At 70.1% G+C, this 18,391-nt stretch carries 18 protein-coding genes; 16 read left to right on the top strand and 2 right to left on the bottom strand.

Features of this window, described 5'->3' with window-relative positions; translation table 11 throughout:
- Nucleotides 1-5 precede the first annotated feature (5 nt).
- From AMPC_RS14465 to rsmG, 3 genes are read left to right on the top strand one after another with little or no spacing between them, the layout of a single operon-like run.
- The gene (locus AMPC_RS14465; protein WP_248341989.1) at nt 6-602 is read left to right on the top strand and encodes a Jag family protein; all 597 of its coding nucleotides are present in this window, start codon (nt 6-8) and stop codon (nt 600-602) included.
- 8 nt (nt 603-610) lie between these two features.
- Nucleotides 611-823, top strand: a complete 213-nt coding sequence (locus tag AMPC_RS14460) for a hypothetical protein (protein ID WP_248341988.1) — start codon at nt 611-613, stop codon at nt 821-823.
- Nucleotides 824-835: 12 nt separating this feature from the next.
- Nucleotides 836-1,510 carry a 16S rRNA (guanine(527)-N(7))-methyltransferase RsmG gene (rsmG, locus tag AMPC_RS14455; protein ID WP_248341987.1) on the top strand — a complete coding sequence of 225 codons (675 nt, stop codon included), beginning with the start codon at nt 836-838 and terminating at the stop codon, nt 1,508-1,510.
- Between the two features lie 53 nt (nt 1,511-1,563).
- Here the strand turns inward: rsmG and AMPC_RS14450 are convergent, their stop codons facing one another.
- On the bottom strand, nt 1,564-2,235 hold the full coding sequence (locus tag AMPC_RS14450) for a transposase (RefSeq protein ID WP_248341986.1): 672 nt from the start codon (nt 2,233-2,235) through the stop codon (nt 1,564-1,566).
- 1,806 nt (nt 2,236-4,041) lie between these two features.
- On the opposite strand from AMPC_RS14450, the gene AMPC_RS14445 reads away from it, so the two are divergent.
- The 3 genes from AMPC_RS14445 (at nt 4,042) to AMPC_RS14435 (ending at nt 6,287) form a co-directional block, all read left to right on the top strand.
- Nucleotides 4,042-4,812 (top strand): ParA family protein, encoded by a 771-nt coding sequence (locus tag AMPC_RS14445; protein ID WP_248341985.1) that lies wholly within the window; start codon nt 4,042-4,044, stop codon nt 4,810-4,812.
- 17 nt (nt 4,813-4,829) lie between these two features.
- Nucleotides 4,830-5,693, top strand: coding sequence for a ParB/RepB/Spo0J family partition protein (locus tag AMPC_RS14440; RefSeq protein WP_404800655.1), 864 nt, complete (start codon nt 4,830-4,832; stop codon nt 5,691-5,693).
- A gap of 171 nt (nt 5,694-5,864) precedes the next feature.
- A complete protein-coding gene (locus AMPC_RS14435; protein WP_248341982.1) occupies nt 5,865-6,287 on the top strand; it encodes a bactofilin family protein in 423 nt (140 codons plus the stop codon).
- 94 nt (nt 6,288-6,381) lie between these two features.
- Here the strand turns inward: AMPC_RS14435 and AMPC_RS14430 are convergent, their stop codons facing one another.
- Entirely contained in the window at nt 6,382-6,819 is a 438-nt protein-coding gene (locus AMPC_RS14430) for an Hsp20/alpha crystallin family protein (RefSeq protein ID WP_248341981.1), read from the bottom strand.
- Nucleotides 6,820-7,477: 658 nt separating this feature from the next.
- Here AMPC_RS14430 and AMPC_RS14425 point away from each other — a divergent pair.
- The 10 genes from AMPC_RS14425 to AMPC_RS14380 all read left to right on the top strand — a co-directional run bounded on the left by AMPC_RS14425 (nt 7,478) and on the right by AMPC_RS14380 (nt 18,358).
- Nucleotides 7,478-8,017: a F0F1 ATP synthase subunit delta gene (locus tag AMPC_RS14425; RefSeq protein ID WP_248341980.1), complete on the top strand. Its 540-nt coding sequence runs from the start codon at nt 7,478-7,480 to the stop codon at nt 8,015-8,017.
- 36 nt (nt 8,018-8,053) lie between these two features.
- Complete coding sequence (atpA, locus tag AMPC_RS14420; RefSeq protein ID WP_248341979.1) at nt 8,054-9,583, top strand: F0F1 ATP synthase subunit alpha; 1,530 nt, start codon at nt 8,054-8,056, stop codon at nt 9,581-9,583.
- A gap of 27 nt (nt 9,584-9,610) precedes the next feature.
- On the top strand, nt 9,611-10,489 hold the full coding sequence (atpG, locus tag AMPC_RS14415; RefSeq protein ID WP_248341978.1) for an ATP synthase F1 subunit gamma: 879 nt from the start codon (nt 9,611-9,613) through the stop codon (nt 10,487-10,489).
- Between the two features lie 30 nt (nt 10,490-10,519).
- On the top strand, nt 10,520-11,968 hold the full coding sequence (gene atpD / locus AMPC_RS14410) for a F0F1 ATP synthase subunit beta (protein ID WP_248341977.1): 1,449 nt from the start codon (nt 10,520-10,522) through the stop codon (nt 11,966-11,968).
- Between the two features lie 18 nt (nt 11,969-11,986).
- Entirely contained in the window at nt 11,987-12,382 is a 396-nt protein-coding gene (locus tag AMPC_RS14405; RefSeq protein WP_248341976.1) for a F0F1 ATP synthase subunit epsilon, read from the top strand.
- A 105-nt stretch (nt 12,383-12,487) separates the two neighbouring features.
- Nucleotides 12,488-15,181, top strand: coding sequence for a DNA gyrase subunit A (gyrA, locus tag AMPC_RS14400; protein ID WP_248341975.1), 2,694 nt, complete (start codon nt 12,488-12,490; stop codon nt 15,179-15,181).
- The gene (hemL, locus tag AMPC_RS14395) at nt 15,178-16,467 is read left to right on the top strand and encodes a glutamate-1-semialdehyde 2,1-aminomutase (protein ID WP_248341974.1); all 1,290 of its coding nucleotides are present in this window, start codon (nt 15,178-15,180) and stop codon (nt 16,465-16,467) included. The genes gyrA and hemL overlap by 4 nt, the downstream gene beginning before the upstream one ends.
- 126 nt (nt 16,468-16,593) lie before the next feature.
- On the top strand, nt 16,594-16,863 hold the full coding sequence (locus AMPC_RS14390) for an AtpZ/AtpI family protein (RefSeq protein WP_248341973.1): 270 nt from the start codon (nt 16,594-16,596) through the stop codon (nt 16,861-16,863).
- Nucleotides 16,864-16,874: 11 nt separating this feature from the next.
- Nucleotides 16,875-17,225 (top strand): hypothetical protein, encoded by a 351-nt coding sequence (locus AMPC_RS14385; RefSeq protein ID WP_248341972.1) that lies wholly within the window; start codon nt 16,875-16,877, stop codon nt 17,223-17,225.
- Nucleotides 17,222-18,358 (top strand): F0F1 ATP synthase subunit A, encoded by a 1,137-nt coding sequence (locus AMPC_RS14380; RefSeq protein WP_248341971.1) that lies wholly within the window; start codon nt 17,222-17,224, stop codon nt 18,356-18,358. The genes AMPC_RS14385 and AMPC_RS14380 overlap by 4 nt, the downstream gene beginning before the upstream one ends.
- Nucleotides 18,359-18,391: the final 33 nt, after the last annotated feature.

Here is an 18,391-nt window from a genome sequence, read left to right as displayed (position 1 = left end):
TCCTCATGCGCGAGGAACGCGACCTCGGAGTACCGCCCCCGGAGCACGCGCCGGAGAAGGTCGCGCGCGCCAAGGAGTTCTGCGGCGAACTGCTGCGCCGGATGGGCGGGAAGGTCTCGGTCGAGGTGAAGGAGACGGCCGAGGCCATCGGGGTATCGCTGCGGGCGGAGCCGGGGAACGAGCTCGAGCTCGGGTCGGCGCTGATCGAGGCCGTGCAGTATCTCGTGAACCGGGTCGTGAACCCGCGCGCCGAGGGGCGCAAGTGGGTGAACCTCGACGTCGGCGGTTTCGCCGACGAGACCGACCCGGTGGTGGCCGCCATGGCCGAGCGGCTCGCGGCCACGGTGCGGAAGATGAACAAGGTGATCGCCATCGCCCCCATCACCGCCCGGGAGCGGCGGCAGATCCACCTGGCGCTCCTCGGGGCCGAGGGCGTCTCCACGCACAGCGAGGGAGAGGGGCTCTTTCGGCAGCTGCTGGTGGTGCCGGAGACGGCGGTTCGCCGCGGCGGAGAAGGCGCCGGAGCCGGTGCCGGAGATCGCGGCCCCGGTGCCGGAGGTCGGGGCGGTCCGGCTGCGAGCGGCGGCGACGAGACCGCCTGACCCGGGAGATGGCGCGCGCGAAGTCCAGGGCGGAGAAGCTCTTCTCGGCGGCGGTGCTCCGGCGCACGTTCGAGCTGCGCGGCGACGAGCACCGGCAGGGTTTCCAGTTCGTCTACGCGGGCGTGCTCCGGGACCTGGAGCTCGAGGCTCAGGAGGTCGAGGAGTACCTCGCGAGCCACCGCGAGCAGGTGGACGACGCGATCGGGCGTGGAAAGCCCTGATAGGCTGGCCGCATGGATGCGGTTTTCGAAGACGCGCTGCGACGGGCCATAGGCGGGCTGCGGCTGCCCGTGGGGCCGGAGGCGGTCGGACGCCTGACGCTCTTCGCCGATCGCCTGTTGAAGTGGAACCGGCGAGTGAACCTGACGGCGGTCACGGAGCCGGTCGAGCTCGCAGAGAAGCACTTCGCGGACTCGCTGGCGCTCCTGCCGCACATCGGGGCGAGCCGGACGATCCTCGACATCGGCAGCGGTGCGGGTCTACCCGGGCTGGCGCTGGCCTGCGTGCGGCCGGAGCTGCAGGTGACGTGCTGCGACTCGGTCGGGAAGAAGGTGGCCTTCGTGAAGGCGGTCGCGGCTGAGCTGCGGCTGTCGGTGCGTGGCGTGGCGGTGCGGGCCACCGGGGTGCCGGAGGCGGATTCGCTGCCACGCAGCGACGTCGTGGTGAGTCGCGCGATGGCCGATCCGGATAGATGGGTGCCGCTGGGAGCGAAGTACCTGGCTGAGTGCGGACGGCTATACGCCATGCTCGGCCGGGGAGCCGAACGAGAGGCCCTCGAGGCAGTCGGTGAGCAGAGTGGGCTCGAGTTGGAGCTGCTCGAGCAGTTCGCGCTGCCCATCAGCGGTGCACAGCGCGCGATCGCCCGTTGGCGGCCGCGCGGAGAGCGCCGGCGCGCGCCCCGGGCCTAGTTGGCGAGCGAGGGCTGCGGGAAGCTCCTGGCAGTCACTGCAAGTGAATGACGCTAGGCCGCAGCTGGCGGAGAGAGACCCGTCGCAGCGAGTCGCGGCGCGACCCAGTCCGGGTCGCCAATGAAGAGCGCGCAGGTCATCTCGCGGCGGCGGCCGAGCAGGTCGGCGATCCACCTCGCCGCGAACAGGTTTCGGTAGGCGGCGCGGCGAAGGGCCGGCGTCGAGCCGAGCGCCTCGTACTCCGAGGCATCCGTGATGAGCGGGTCGCGTTCACCGTGAGCGTAGTGTCGGTAGCTCGATGCGGACCAGTCCTTCGCGGAGCGACAGAGTCCGGCGCGCACCGGGTTGAGGTCGCCGTAACGCATGACCGTGAGCAGGTGCTCGCCGCTTTGTATCTGCGGTGAGCGGAGGCGCTCCATGATGACCTGCCCGCAGGAGCGGTTCCTCGTGTTGTACCAGCGAGCGAACCGCTGGTTGACCACCCGGAAGAAGGCGCTGAACGCGGCCTGATCCTGCGTGCACGTGACGACGATGTGCGGGTGGGTGCCCATCAGGCAGTAGGAGTGGATGAGGATGCCGTAGCGGTCCTTGTAACGGAGGAGCAGCGAGCGGAACATCCGGCGGGCTTCCTCGGAGGCGAGCACCAACTCGTGGTTGCGGCTGCGCCACATGCAGTGGTTGACGGTGCGTGGACCGACCAAGTGCGATCGCGGGGTGCGCGGCATGGGGAGCTGTCCTAGCAACGGGCGGGCCAGCCGCGGTGACGCCATCCAGCGGGCGGCGGTGTGGAGCGGCAGGGTAGCTGTCCCGCCTCCGACAGTTACCGTTGCCGGTCCGCCTCGATGACTGTGGCTCCCGGTGCCGGAGGAGCGGATGCTCGAGCCGTAATGCTGGGGCCGCAGCCGGCGAGGGCGGGGCACTAGGACTCGCGGGTAATTCCTGCAGCGAAAGCGAACGCGCGCGGGGTCCAGCGCCGTTCGGCGGCAGCCGGCTGGCGACCAGGCGGGAGAGGTGTAGCGGGTCCTACCACCGGCACCGTCCCGGCAAGGTCCCCGTGATCGGCGGTACTGCGGACGGTAGCGCGCAGCAGGGGGAGTGGTCCGTCGCGCGGCATCACGTCCGTGCCGCGAACGCTCCCGTCATAGTCGAGGTGCTTCGGGTACGAGCCGTTCTCGAAGTGCCATCGTGGCCGTTCCGCCACGCGGGACGACGCCGGGAGAGAGTCGATGCCTGTGCCGGGCGTGACCGAGGGTCGCTGTTGGCGCTTCGGTGCCGGAGGCGATCCACTGAATGTAGTGCGCGCATTTGGGCTTGTAGGCAGCTGGTGCCGGAGGATCGCTTTCGCATGGAGCGGCGCAAGGAGTGCCTGAGGCAGGACGAGGAGCGGAAGAGCAGGGCGACGTCGACAAATTCGAGGCGCGCGCTGGACGTGCGGCAGCAGGTGCTCGTACTCGCCCCGGGTCGGTGACCACCACCACCCCCGCGCTGTCGGACGCCCAGCTCCCCAGTCCAAGGTGGTGAAGGACCAGGAAGCAGTTCGGGCGGTCTTGGGGCGGAGGGACCCGACGTCGCGAGTGCTGTCGGGCGGTCGGCGAGGAGCAGGCAGCTATCCCGGTCGCCAGCACGGTGAATCCTCGAACGGCGGCCGCGCTGGTCAGGAGGTCCCCTCGCGCGATTGCCGACCGTCTGCCTGCGCGGGCAGGCTGGCCCAAGGCGAGGGATGGGCGGGCTGGTGTGAGCTAGCAGAGGGCGATGAGGGGTCCGGCCACAGGGAGTTGCTGCGGCGAGTCCACGAAGGCCGTTGGAGATGCCCGTCGGGTTCGTCGGCGATCGATGCCGCGGGCGCAGGCTGCCCGAAGCGAAGGGCGCTGTTGTCGTGGCCTCTGCCCTCCGGCCTCTGCATCGACGCCTGCTCGCTCGAGGAAGCGCGCGTCTGCCTCGGCTCAGGTCCGCGCGCTCTGGTCGGTGGGCGCCCAGGGCGACTCCACCTTCTATATGGCGAGCAGGGGTTCGCTCGGAGGAAGCACCGCTGATGGTGCCCCGGCTGGGAGGAGGAGGTCCGGCCGGTCCCCGCCAGAACGGGCCGACCAGGGTGGCGCGAGGCGGCCGCCCGTGACAACGCTACCTGGCCTCGTCGGGGCTCAGGGGGAGATGCTGCCTTGGAGCAGGCGGCCAGCCTTTAACCCAGGCCGTCTGGCTTCTATCGCTCGGGTGCCGGCACACCGGGCGGGGTCGCCTCCAAAAGTGTCCCCGTCCCGTGTAGGCGACCCCGATGTTCCACGTGGAACCCCGGGCTCATTCGATCTGACGCCGTCAGCCGCTGCCTAGGCGCCCGGGCGTCGCCGCAGCCGGACTCCCCACCCGCATGTTCCACGTGGAACCCGCGACCCCCGCGCGGCCTGATGTTCCACGTGGAACCTCGTCAGACCCGGAAGGCACACTCCCAGGCGGCGAACCGGTACCCGGGGGGCGGCCCGCTTGCGCCCCTGCCGAGAAGCGGGTATCCCGCCCGGAGCGCAGCAGGGGAGCCCATGTCCAGGATCATCACCATCGCCAACCAGAAGGGCGGGGTCGGAAAGACGACCACCGCCGTGAACCTCGCCGCCTCACTGGCGGCGGCGGAGCGTTCGACGCTCCTCATCGACGTGGACCCTCAAGGGAACGCCGGCTCTGCGGTCGGGGTGGGGCGCGACGACGTGGAGTCGAGCGTCTACGACGTGCTGCTCGACGCCCGGCCCATCGACGAGGTGGTGCAGAAGACCGAGCTCAAGTTCCTGGGGCTCGTCCCTTCGAGCCGGCACCTCGTCGGCGCCGAGCTGGAGCTCGCCGGAGCGGAGCGGCGGGAGTACCGGCTGCGCGAGGCGCTGTCCGACGTGGCCGGGAAGTACGAGTACGTCATCATCGACTGCCCGCCGTCCCTCGGCCTCCTCACCCTGAACGCGCTCGTGGCGAGTCAGGGCGTCATCGTCCCGCTCCAGTGCGAGTACTACGCCCTCGAGGGTCTCGCCGACATCCTGCGGACCATCGACCTGGTGCGCGACGGCTCCAACGCGGAGCTCGCCCTCGACGGAATCCTCCTCACCATGTACGCGGCCAACAACCTCGCCGCGCAGGTCGAGAAGGAGATCCGGACTCACTTCCCGGACCGGGTCTACAAGACGGTCATCCCGCGCAACGTGCGGCTCTCCGAGAGCCCCTCGCACGGCAAGCCCATCCTCCTCTACGACGTCGCCAGCAAGGGCTGCCAGAGCTACCTGGAGTTCGCGCGCGAGGTGGAGAAGCGGCAGCGGAGGGTGGCGTGAGCGCGGACAAGAAGCGGATGGCCCTCGGCCGCGGCATGGCGGCGCTGCTCTCCAACGCCCCGGCCCCCACCGGCGCCGGGGCGGGCGGCTCTCACGGCCGGAGCCTCCTGCAGCTCCCCATCGAGGCCATCGAACGGAACCCGGAGCAACCCCGAAAGCGCTTCGACGAGAAGAAGCTCGAGGAGCTCACGCTCTCGATCCGCGAGCACGGGATCGTCGAGCCGATCCTGGTGCGCAAGCAGGGGGGGCGGTACCGGATCCTCGCCGGCGAGCGGCGCTGGCGGGCGGCGCAGCGCGCCGGGCTGAAGGAGGTGCCGGCGCTCGTCCGCGAGGCGAACGATACCGAAGCCTTCGAGATCGCCCTCATCGAGAACATCCAGCGCGCCGACCTCAACGCCATCGAGGAGGCGGAGGCCTACGAACTCCTTATCGACGAGCACGGCCTCACGCAGGAGGAGGTGGCGAAGAGGGTAGGGAAGGAGCGCTCCACGGTCACCAACGCGCTCCGGCTCCTACGGCTCCCGAGCGAGGTGCGCGACTCGGTGCGCGAGGGGCAGCTCGAGATGGGACACGCGCGGGCGCTCCTCTCGCTCGAGGGCGCCGACAAGATCAGGCAGGCGGCCACGCGGGTGATGCGCGATAAGCTGAGCGTGCGCGCGACCGAGGCGCTGGTCCGCCAGTTGCTCGGGGGCGGGAAGAAGCCGGCCAAGAAGGACGGCGCCGCCGACTCGCCGGCCATCCGCGACCTCGTCAACCGCCTGCAGCGCCGGCTGGGGGCCCGCTGTCGGGTCGTCCCCAAGTCTTCCGGGGCCGGCACCATCGAGGTGGACTACACGTCACTCGACGAACTCGACGGAATACTCGGCAAGATTGGAGCGTAGGTTAGGGGCGCGCCGGCCCGGTTCAGGGCGGTGCGCAGGAGCAGTACAGAGAGACAACGAATGCCGTTCTGGAACAAGGAGCGGGAGGAAGCGCTGTCGCCGACCGGTGCAGCCGCCCCCACCGAGCCATCCACCTCACCGGCGCCGACAGTGCGCGAGGAGTCCTCACCCATGGCCATGCTGAAGCGCGAAGACGCCCCCACCCCCATCCCCGGCAACAACGAGCTCAACGCCCTGCTCGGCAAGGGCTCCGAGTTCGAGGGCAAGCTCACCTTCGAGGGCACCGTCCGCATCGACGGGAAGTTCACCGGCTCGGTGAACACCAACGACGTCCTGGTGGTCGGCGAGGGCGCGAAGCTCAACGCCGAGGTGACTTGCGGCACCATCATCGTGCACGGCGAGGTGAACGGGAACATCCGGGCCAAGAGCGCCATCGAGCTCCACCACCCGGCCAAGGTGCGCGGCAACGTCGAGACGCCGTCGCTCATGATCGAGAAGGGCGTGATCTTCGAGGGCCAGGCCAAGATGGAGAACCTGGAGAAGGGGGCGACGAAGCCGGTCGCCGCCGCGGCCGTCGCCGCCGTGAAGCCCTAGCCCACGGCATTCACCAAAAGCAAAGGCCGGGCCCGTTCGATCGGGCCCGGCCTTTTGTTTACTGCTCGTCAACACCGCGGGGCCGCGTCCCGGGTCAGCTCACCTTCACCGTGATGGCCTTCGGCTTGGCCTCGGGCTTCTTCGGCAGGTGGACGGCCAGCATCCCGTTCTTGCTCTCCGCCTTGATCTTCTCCGGGTCGATGGTGCCAGGGACCGTGAACGAACGAGTGAAGGTGCCGTAGGACATCTCGACGCGGTGATAGTTGTCCCGCTTCTCTTCCTTCTCCAGCTTCCGCTCCCCCTTGAGGGTGAGCACGCCGTTCTCGAAGCGGATCTCCACGTCCTTCGGGTCGACCCCAGCGAGGTCGAAGCGGAGGGCGATCGACTCCTCGTCCTCGAAGATGTCGCACTTCGGCGTCCAGCCCACCGACTCACCAGGGCTGAGCGTGAGCCGGTCGTCGAACATCCGGGTCACCTCGTCCTGCAGCCGGGCGAGATCCCGCCACGGGTCGAATCGGGTCAGCAGTGCCATTTCATTCCTCCTTCTGTGACTTGGCTCGTCGAGCCAAACGGAACGTAAGGCGGTGCCGGAGGCTGTCAAACGCGCACCGCGGGTGCGGGAGCGGCCCCGGTGATGCTCCTCCCAGGCGCGCCCTGCCGGTGCTTGAGATGGGTGCTTGGGGGTCGGTGCCGGAGATCGGTGCCGAGGCCGAAATCGGCGGTGCCGGAATCGGCGGTGCCGGAGATTTGCAGTCGGGTGCCGGGTGGCCGGCCGGCTGGCCGAGCGGGAATCTCACCCGCCTCCGGCACCACCTGGTGCCGCCTCGGAGTTGCCCCCGGCACCGCCGCCCTGCTCTGGCACCAACACGCCGCCCCTCGCCGCCGCTCCGCCTCCGGCACCGAGACCGGCACTGCCCCGCGCCGAGACCCGCCTCCGGCACCGCCCCCGGCACCGCTCCGGCACCGACCCCCGGCACCGTCGTTCGGCACCGCCGTTCCGCCCGGCTGCTCACTTCGTCAGCGCCCCGGTGCCGGAGATCCCTCAGGAGATCCCTCTCGCCCCTCCCGCTTCCAACACGCCGTCCGCGCCTGCCCCCGGTGCGGAAAGGTGAGCCCCTCCCGGAAAACCTGAATCTAGTGCCCGATATGGTTGACGAATCCGCTCTATCCGTGATAGTCGGGCTGCCCCTATGATCCTGGGTTCGATCGCTCGTCGTTACGCGCAGGCCCTCTTCGACCTCGCCGTCGAGCAGGGCCGCGTCGAGCAGTGGTCCGACGCCCTGGCCGCCTTCAAGCAGGCGGTCGAGTCCTCGGCCGAGCTGCGCGACGTCCTCGTGAACCCGGTCTACGTGAAGGAGCAGCGGCGCGCCATCGCCGCCCAGCTCGCCGCGGCGCTCAAGCTCGACGCCGAGCCGGCGAACCTGCTCTCGCTCCTCGCCGACCGGAACCGCTTCGCCTACCTCACGGGGATCGTGGACCACTTTCGGTCGCTGGCCGACAAGAAGCTCGGCCGCCTCCGCGCCCGGGTGGTGAGCGCCACTCCGCTCGACCCGGCCGTGGCGCAGCAGATCGCCGACCGGCTCGCCGGCGCCGCCCGCGCCAACGTGATCGTCGAGCACCACGTCGATCCCTCCCTCCTCGGCGGCGTCGTCGCCCAGGTGGGGAACCTCGTCTACGACGGCTCGGTCCGCACGCAGCTCGAGGACCTCCGCCAGACCCTCAAGCAGTAGCCCTCTTCGCAGGCCCGCACCGGAGACCTAGAACCGATGGAAATCCGCGCCGACGAGATCAGCCGCATCATCCGGGACCAGATCAAGGACTACGGCAAGAAGGTCGATGTCGCCGAGACCGGCACCGTCCTGTCCCAGGGCGACGGCATCGCCCGCATCTACGGCCTCTCCGGCGCCGCCGCCGGCGAGCTGCTCGAGTTCCCGCACGGCATCCGCGGCCTCGTGCTCAACCTCGAGGAGGACAACGTCGGCGCCGCCATCATGGGCCACGCCGATCGCATCCGCGAGGGCGACCCCGTCAAGCGGACCGGCCGCATCGCCGAGGTGCCGGTGGGCAAGGAGCTCCTCGGTCGCGTGGTGGACGGCCTCGGCCTCCCCATCGACGGCCGCGGCCCGATCAACGCGACCCAGAGCCGCAAGATCGAGATCAAGGCCCCCGGCATCGTGAAGCGCAAGTCGGTGCACGAGCCGCTGCAGACCGGCCTCAAGGCCATCGACGCCCTGGTGCCGATCGGCCGCGGCCAGCGCGAGCTCATCCTCGGCGACCGCCAGACCGGCAAGACCGCCGTCGCCATCGACACCATCATCAACCAGAAGGGCCTGAACGTCTTCTGCATCTACGTGGCCATCGGGCAGAAGCAGTCCACCGTGGCCCGCGTGGTGGACCGCCTCAAGGAGGCCGGCGCGATGGAGTACTCCATCGTCGTCGCCGCCAACGCCTCCGACCCGGCCCCGCTGCAGTTCCTCGCGCCGTACACCGGCGTGACCATGGGCGAGTACTTCCGCGACAACGGGATGCACGCCCTCATCATCTACGACGATCTCTCGAAGCAGGCCGTCGCCTACCGCCAGCTGTCGCTGCTCCTCCGCCGCCCGCCGGGCCGCGAGGCGTACCCGGGCGACGTGTTCTACCTCCACAGCCGCCTGCTCGAGCGCGCCGCCAAGCTCTCCGACAAGGAGGGCGCCGGGTCGCTCACCGCCCTCCCCATCATCGAGACCCAGGCCGGCGACGTCTCCGCGTACATCCCGACCAACGTCATCTCGATCACCGACGGCCAGATCTTCCTCGAGACCGACCTCTTCAACGCCGGTCAGCGCCCCGCCATCAACGTCGGCATCTCGGTGTCGCGCGTCGGCGGCTCGGCCCAGATCAAGGCCATGAAGCAGGTGGCCGGCTCGCTGAAGCTCGAGCTCGCCCAGTACCGCGAGCTCGCCGCCTTCGCCCAGTTCGGCTCCGACCTCGACAAGGCCACCCAGGAGACCCTGGCCCGCGGCGAGCGCCTGGTCGAGGTGCTGAAGCAGGGCCAGTACCAGCCGCTCCCGGTCGAGAAGCAGGTCATCCAGATCTACGCCGCCACCAACAAGGACGCGGCCGGGCAGGGCTGGATCCGCAACATCGCCGTGGAGCAGGTGAGCCGGTACATGAAGGAGCTCATCGAGTTCCTCGACAACCGCCACCCGGAGATCGGCAAGGCGATCGTCGAGAAGAAGCAGCTCGACGACGGCATCAAGAAGTCGCTCGACGCTGCCCTCGCCGAGTTCCGCGAGGTCTTCCAGGCCGCCTAGCCGGCGGTCCTCTCCCGGAAAGAGCCCGTGCCCAACCTTCGCGACATCCGAAAGCGGATCGGCTCGGTCAAGAGCACCCGCCAGATCACCAAGGCCATGAAGATGGTGGCCGCGGCCAAGCTGCGGCGGGCGCAGGACGCCATCCTCAAGACCCGCCCGTACGCCGCGCTCCTCGAGCGCGCCCTCGGCGAGGTGGCGGCCCGCGCCGGCGCCGCCGCCGAGAAGCCGGCCCACCCGCTGCTCGCGCCGCGGGTGGCGAAGAAGGCCGAGATCGTCCTCGTCACCAGCGACCGCGGGCTCGCCGGCGCGTTCAACTCGAACGTGCTCCGCCGCGCGCAGCGCTTCATGACCGAGAACGCCGAGCGCTACGCCGAGGTCCGCGTCACCACCATCGGCCGCAAGGCGCGCGACTACTTCAAGAGCCGCAAGGTCACGATGCAGGCCGACTACACCGGCGTGCACCAGCACCTGCGGTTCGAGAAGGCGCAGGAGATCGCCGAGGAGCTCACCGCCCGCTGGCTCGCCGGCGAGGTGGACGCGGTCTTCCTCTGCTACAACGAGTTCAAGAGCGCCATCTCGCAGCACGTGGTGGTGCGCCAGGTGCTCCCGGTCGAGACCCCCGCGGCCACCGAGGCGCAGGCGGCCTCGGTCGACTTCATCTACGAGCCGGGTCGCGAGGCGCTCCTCGCCGACCTGCTCCCGCGCCACATCAACATGCAGGTGTGGCGGGCGCTCCTCGAGTCGGCCGCCAGCGAGCACGGCGCGCGCATGACCGCGATGGAGTCCGCCACCAAGAACGCCGAGGAGATGATCGGCAAGCTGACGCTCGACTACAACCGCGCGCGGCAGGCCTACATCACCAAGGAACTGATGGAAATCGTCAGCGGCGCCGAGGCGCTCAAGTAAACCCTCCCAAAGCCACCGGACAACACACACATGGCCACCGAGCTCCATCTGCAGAACGGCAGGATCACCCAGGTCATCGGCCCCGTCGTCGACGTCGAGTTCCCGCCCGGCGCCCTGCCCGAGATCTACAGCGCCCTCGCCATCACCAACCCCGGCATCGACGAGCGCCAGGACAACCTGGTGGTCGAGGTGGCGCAGCACCTGGGCGAGTACACCGCCCGCTGCATCGCCATGGACACGACCGACGGCCTCGTCCGCGGCATGGCGGTGAAGAACACCGGCGCCCCGATCTCGATGCCGGTCGGCAAGGCGGTGCTGGGCCGCATCCTCAACGTGGTCGGCGAGCCGGTGGACGAGCTCGGCCCGATCGCGGCCAAGGAGACCCGCCCCATCCACCGCTCCGCCCCGACCCTCACCGAGCAGAACGTGAAGATCGAGGCCTTCGAGACCGGCATCAAGGTCATCGACCTCCTCGCCCCCTACCTCCGCGGCGGCAAGATCGGCCTCTTCGGCGGCGCCGGCGTGGGCAAGACCGTGCTCCTCATGGAGCTCGTGAACAACGTGGCGAAGGAGCGCGGCGGCTTCTCGGTGTTCGCCGGCGTCGGCGAGCGCACCCGCGAGGGCAACGACCTGTACCACGAGATGATGGAGTCGGGCGTCATCAAGTCCGACAACCTCTCCGAGAGCCAGTGCGTGCTCGTGTACGGCCAGATGAACGAGCCGCCCGGCGCCCGCGCCCGCGTGGCCCTCTCGGCGCTCGCCATCGCCGAGTACTTCCGCGACGTCGAGGGGCGCGACATGCTCCTCTTCATCGACAACATCTTCCGGTTCACCCAGGCCGGCTCCGAGGTGTCCGCGCTCCTCGGCCGCATCCCCTCGGCCGTGGGCTACCAGCCGACCCTCTCCACCGAGATGGGCGAGCTGCAGGAGCGCATCACCTCCACCAACAAGGGCGCCATCACCTCGGTGCAGGCCATCTACGTGCCCGCCGACGACCTCACCGACCCGGCCCCGGCGACCGCGTTCGCCCACCTCGACGCCACCACGGTGCTCAGCCGCAAGCTCACCGAGATCGGCATCTACCCGGCCGTGGACCCGCTCGACTCCACCTCGCGCATCCTCGACCCGCTGGTCGTCGGCGACGAGCACTACCGGGTGGCCCGCTCGGTCCAGGAGACGCTCCAGACCTACAAGGACCTCCAGGACATCATCGCCATCCTCGGCATGGACGAGCTCTCCGAGGACGACAAGCTGGTCGTGTCCCGCGCCCGCAAGATCCAGCGCTTCCTCTCGCAGCCGTTCCACGTCGCCGAGCAGTTCACCGGCAACCCCGGCAAGTACGTGAAGCTCGCCGACACCATCCGCGGCTTCAAGGAGATCGTCGAGGGCAAGCACGACGACCTGCCGGAGCAGGCGTTCTACATGGTCGGCACCATCGAGGAGGCCGCCGAGAAGGCGAAGAAGCTGGCGGCGGCCTAGCCGGCCCGAGGCGACCCCATGGCCATCACGCTCGACATCGTCACTCCGGAGAAGCGGGTGCTCTCGGTCAGCTGCGACGAGGTGCGCGCCCCCGGCGTGCAAGGCGGCTTCGGCATCCGCCAGGATCACACGCCCTTCATGAGCGCGCTCGAGCCGGGGCGCCTCACCTACGTCGAGGGCGGGCGGGAGCACCACTACGCCATCGGTGGGGGCTTCCTGCAGGTGGCCGACAACAAGGTCATCGTCCTCGCCGACACCGCCGAGGCCCGCGACGAGATCGACGTCGCCCGGGCGCAGGCGGCCCTGGAAGAGGCCAACGAGCGGCTCCGCAGCATGACCGAGCAGGACCAGAACCACGGGGTCGAGTCGGCCCGCGTCCGCCGCGCCGCGGCCCGCCTCTCCGTGGCCCGCTGAACCATCACAAAACGTTGAGATTCCAAGGGGAACGGGCTAATAATAGGCCCGTTCCCCTTCCGTTTTTCTGGCCCCGGCGCGACCTTCGCGCCTCCTCGAGATCCGATGCCCGAAGAGACCTTGCCACCCCCTCCGCCGTCCGGTCCTCCGGCACCGCCATCCGGGGACGGGCCGCGCGCCCAGGTCGCCATCGAAGACGAGATGCGCAAGTCGTATCTCGACTACTCGATGTCGGTGATCATCGGCCGCGCTCTCCCCGACGCGCGCGACGGCCTGAAGCCGGTGCACCGCCGCATCCTGTACGCGATGCACTCCGAGGGGCTGCACCACAACAAGCGCTACTCGAAGTGCGCCGGCGTCGTCGGCGAGGTGCTGAAGAAGTACCACCCGCACGGCGACTCCGCGGTCTACGACGCGCTCGTCCGGCTCGCGCAGGAGTGGAACCTCCGCTACCCGCTCATCGACGGCCAGGGCAACTTCGGCTCGGTGGACGGGGATCCCGCCGCCGCCTACCGGTACACCGAGTCGCGCCTCGAGCGGCTCGCCGACTTCCTCCTCGCCGACATCGACAAGGAGACGGTCGAGTGGGGGCCGAACTTCGACGACTCCACCGTCGAGCCGCTGGTCCTCCCGACCCGCTTCCCCAACCTCCTCGTCAACGGCAGCTCCGGCATCGCCGTGGGCATGGCCACCTCGATCCCGCCCCACAACATGGGCGAGGTGATCGACGCCGCCATCCACGTGATCGAGAACCCGAAGTGCACCTTGCCGGAGCTGATGCGCTTCGTGCCCGGCCCCGACTTCCCGACCGCCGGCATCATCCTCGGCCGCGACGGCATCCGGAAGGCGTACGAGACCGGCCGCGGAAACATCACCGTCCGCGCCCGCGCCAGCGTCGAGGTGCACCCGAAGACCGAGCGCGAGTCGATCGTCGTCACCGAGATCCCGTACCAGGTGAACAAGGCGAAGCTCGTCGAGCACATCGCCGATCTGGTGCGCGAGAAGAAGCTCGAGGGGATCAGCGATCTCCGCGACGAGTCGTCGCGCGAGGGCATGCGGGTCGTCATCGAGGTGAAGCGCGACGCCGTGGCCCAGGTGGTGCTCAACAACCTGTACGCCCACACCGCGCTCCAGACCGGCTTCGGCGTGACCTTGCTCGCCATCGACGGCGGGCAGCCCCGCATCCTGAACCTCAAGCAGCTGCTGGAGCGCTTCGTCGCCCACCGCCGCGACGTCGTGACCCGGCGCACCCGCTTCGAGCTCAAGCAGGCCCGCGCCCGCGAGCACATCCTGCTCGGCCTCCAGATCGCGCTCGACCACATCGACGAGATCATCGAGCTCATCAAGAAGGCCGAGAACCGCGACGCCGCCCGCGACGGGCTCATGACGCGGTTCGGCCTCTCCGAGCTGCAGGCCAAGGCGATCCTCGAGATGCAGCTCCAGCGCCTCACCGGCCTCGAGCGGCAGAAGATCCTCGACGAGCTGGCCGAGGTGCAGAAGCTCATCACCCGGCTCAAGGAGATCCTGGGCTCGGAGAAGGTGCTCTTCGAGGTCATCGTCGGCGAGCTGCGCGAGGTGAAGCAGCTCTTCTCGGACGAGCGGCGCACCGAGATCCAGAGCGCCCAGGCCGACCTCGAGCTCGAGGACCTCATCGCCGAGGAGGAGATGGTGGTCACCGTCTCCCACGCCGGCTACGTGAAGCGGAACCCGGTCTCCCTCTACCGCGCCCAGCGGCGCGGCGGCCGCGGCAAGACCGGCGCGGTGGCCCGCGAGGAGGACTTTCTCGAGAGCCTCTTCGTCGCCTCGACCCACAGCTACCTGCTCGTCTTCTCCGACAAGGGCAAGGTCTACTGGCTCAAGGTCCACGCCATCCCGCAGGCGGGCCGGAGCGCGCGCGGCAAGCCCATCGTCAACCTGGTGCAGCTCTCGCCGGGCGAGAAGGTGGCCGCCATCCTCCCGGTGCGCGAGCTGCCCGAGCCGCCCGCCTCCGGCGACGAGGCGCTCGACCAGGAGGCCGCCGAGGCGAGCCAGCAGGCCGAGAAGCAGGCCGTGGCCGCCACCGGCGAGTTCGTGTTCCTCGCCACCCAGCGCGGCCTCATCAAGAAGACCCGGCTCGACGCCTTCAGCCGCCCGCGCACCGCCGGCATCATCGCGCTCGGCATCGAGGAGGGCGACGCCCTCATCTCGGCCCGCATCTGCGGCCCCGGCGCGCACGTGCTCCTCTCGACCGCGGGCGGCATGGCCATCCGCTTCGACGAGTCCGACGTCCGACCCATGGGCCGCGGCGCCTACGGCGTGAAGGGCATCTCCCTCGAGGACGGCGACCAGGTGGTCTCGGGCGAGGTGCTCGCGCCGGTGGCCGAGGGCGAGCCCGCGCCCACCATCCTCACCGTCACCGCCAACGGCTACGGCAAGCGGACCGAGCTCTCCGAGTACCGCGTGCAGAGCCGCGGCGGGAAGGGGCTCATCACCATCAAGACCACCGAGCGCAACGGCCCGGTGGTCTCGGCGGCCCGCGTCCTCGACAGCGAGGAGGTGATGCTCATCACCAACAAGGGCATGCTCATCCGCATGCCGGCGAAGGGGATCAGCGTCATCGGCCGCAACACGCAGGGCGTGCGGCTCATCACCGTCGAGTCGCGCGAGGAGCAGGTGGTGGGCGTGGCCCGCGTCGCCGAGACCAGCCCCGAGGCCGACCAGGCCGGGGTGGCCGAGCCGGCCGAGGGCGCCGCGCCGGTCGAGAGCGCGCCGGCCGACGAGCCGGGCGCCGAGGACACCGAGGAAGGGAACGAGGAATGAAGACCGAGCTCTCCGAGAAGCTGTTCGCGAAGGCCAACACCCTCTTCCCGGGCGGCGTGAACAGCCCAGTCCGCGCCTTCAAGGGCGTGGGCGGCGGGCCGCGCTTCATCGCCCGCGGCAAGGGCTCGCGCCTCTTCGACGTGGACGGCAACGCCTACCTCGACTACGTCGGCAGCTGGGGCCCGCTCATCCTCGGCCACTGCAACCCCGAGGTGATGCGCGAGGTGCAGGACGCCATGAAGTCGGGCGCCAGCTTCGGCGCCCCCTCGCCGCGCGAGATCGTCCTCGCCGAGCTCATCCGCGAGCGGATGCCCTGGGTGGAGAAGATGCGGTTCGTCTCCTCCGGCACCGAGGCCACCACCGGCGCCATCCGGCTCGCCCGCGGCTTCACCGGCCGCGACGACCTCGTGAAGTTCGACGGCTGCTTCCACGGCGCCGGCGACTCGGTGCTGGTGAAGGCCGGCTCCGGCGTGGAGACCCTCGGGCTCCCCGACTCCCCCGGCGTGCCCGCGGACTTCGCGAAGCACACCCTCACGCTCCCCTACAACGACCTCGCCGCCGCCGAGGCGCTCTTCGCGGCGCGCGGCGGCACGATCGCCGCGGTGATCGTCGAGCCGGTGGTCGGCAACATGGGCGTGCTCGTCCCGCGGCCCGGCTTCCTCGAGGGCATCCACGCCCTCTGCAGGAAGCACGGGGCGCTCTTCATCGTGGACGAGGTGATGACAGGCTTCCGGCTCGCCATGGGCGGCGCCTGCGACCGGCTCGGGCTGCGCCCCGACCTCGTCACCTTCGGCAAGGTCATCGGCGGCGGCCTGCCGGTGGGCGCCTTCGGCGGCCGCGCCGAGGTGATGGACCGGATCGCGCCGGCCGGGCCGGTCTACCAGTCGGGCACCCTCTCCGGGAACCCGATGGCGATGGGCGCCGGCATCGCCACCCTCCGCCAGCTCACCCCCGCCTCCTACGAGCGGCTCGAGGCCGCCTCGGCCCGGCTGGCCGAGGGGCTCGCCGCCGCCGCCAGGGAGGCGGGCGTGCCGGTGCAGGTGAACCGCGTCGGCTCGATGCTGACGGTCTTCTTCTCCGAGCAGCCGGTGTTCGACGCCCAGAGCGCCCGGGGCTGCGATACCAAGCGCTTCTCCCGGTTCTTCCACGCCATGCTCGAGGCCGGCGTCTACCTGCCGCCCTCGCAGTTCGAGGCCGCCTTCGTCTCCCTCGCCCACTCGGACGAGGACGTCGAGGCCACCCTCGACGCCGCCAAGGTGGCCTTCCGGGCCGCGCTCCAGGGCTAGGCGGAACGCCGCCGCGGGCGGCCGCCAGAGGGTTGACCTTCGGTGCGCCGCCTGCTATACGGGCCTGCCCTCTCGCTCGCGTAAACACGGGCTTTTTCGCGCGAGCGGCGGGGTCAGGAGGCGAGCGTGGCGGACCCGGGCGACCGAGAGCGCCGGGACCGGGACGACGAAGGTCTCTCGGGCCTGGCGGAGGGATACCGCAAGGCGGCTCCCTTCCTGGCAGCTTCGACGCAGCTCGTGGCCGCGGTGGGCGTCTTCACCTTCCTCGGCTACTGGCTCGACAAGAAGCTGCACCACACCGTGCCCTGGCTGCTCATGGTCGGGGCCGTCGTGGGCGCGGTCGGCGGCTTCGTCAGCTTCTTCAAGACGGTCCTCGGGGCCGGGAAGGACAAGTGAGGCGTTTCGGGATGCTCACCACCCTCGTCGCCGCCCTGGCCATCGGGGGTTCGCTCGTCGTCGCCCACCGTGGGGCGGCGCTCACGGGCGCGGGCATCGCCAGCCTCACCGCCGTCGCGTCGCTCTGGGGGATCTCCCGGGCCTCCCGCGGGGCGAAGAAGCCGGTCCAGGCCGCGCTCGCCGTCTTCACCCTCGTGTTCCTCGTCCGCATCCTCCTCGTCGCGCTCGGCACCGCGCTCGTCGCCCGGTCCGGACTCGACGCCATCGCCTTCGTCGCCGCCTTCTTCGTGCCGTACTTCGCCTTCAGCGCGATCGAGGGGGCCTTCGTCCACTCGCTCGCGCGCTCCGGAACGACCGCATGAACGCCGTCATCGTCGCCCTCGCCCTCGCCCTGGGACAGGCCCAGGAGCCCGCCGCCGCGCCGGCCCCCGCCGAGCACGCCGCCCCCGCCGCCGGCCAGGCGGAGACCCCGGCCGTCGCGCCGGGCGAGCACGAGGTCGCGCCCGGCCAGGGCGCCCACGAGCACGGCGGCAACGTCGCCGAGCCCGCCGGCCACGAGGGCGCCGAGCACGAGGAGTCGCTCTCCGACGTCCTCATGGAGCACGTCTCCGACAGCTACGTGCTCGAGTTCCCGGGCTTCTGCCACGGCGGGTTCAGCGCCGGCTGCGAGCTCGACCTGCGCGAGGTCTTCGGGACCGCGCTCGTGTTCCACGTCGGCGGCACGGCCGTGGACATGACCCCGACCAAGCACCTCATCATGCTCTGGCTCGCCTCGGCGCTCCTGCTCCTCGCGTTCTTCGCCGCCTCGAGGAACCGCGAGCTCGTGCCGCGCGGCCTCTACAACTTCCTCGAGCTGCTGGTCCAGTTCGTCCGCGACGAGATCGCGATGAAGAACATCGGCAAGGCCGACGCCGACCGGTTCGTGCCCTACCTCTGCACGGCGTTCTTCTTCATCCTCTTCGCCAACCTCTTCGGCCTCATCCCCTACGCCGCCACCGCCACCGGCAACCTCGCGGTGACGCTGACGCTGGCGGTCTTCACCTTCCTCATCACCCAGTACGCGCAGATCAAGGCGCAGGGGCTGGGCGGCTGGCTCAAGCACCTCACCGGCGGCGTCCACCCGGCGCTCTGGGTCATCATGGTGCCGGTCGAGATCCTCGGCCTCTTCACCAAGCCCTTCGCCCTCACCATCCGTCTCTTCGCCAACATGATCGCGGGCCACATCGTGATCCTGTCGCTGCTCGGCCTCATCTTCGCCCTGCACTCGCCGCTCGTGGCGCTCGGCTCCGTGCCCATGGCGCTCGGCATCTTCGCCCTCGAGCTCTTCGTGGCCTTCGTGCAGGCCTACATCTTCACCATGCTCTCCTCGCTCTTCATCGGCGCGGGCCTCGTCCACCACGGTCACGACGACCACGGGCACGGCGAGGAGGCCCACGGCGAGGTGGCGCACGCACACGTTTCCGACGTGGCCGGGAAGGCTCCCGGCCATGGGTAGTCGAGCGCAGTAAGCGCCGCGGGCCGGCGGCCC

This window comes from Anaeromyxobacter paludicola, assembly GCF_023169965.1.
Classification (GTDB): Bacteria; Myxococcota; Myxococcia; order Myxococcales; family Anaeromyxobacteraceae; genus Anaeromyxobacter_B; species Anaeromyxobacter_B paludicola.
This window is presented reverse-complemented; position numbering and strand designations above follow the sequence as displayed.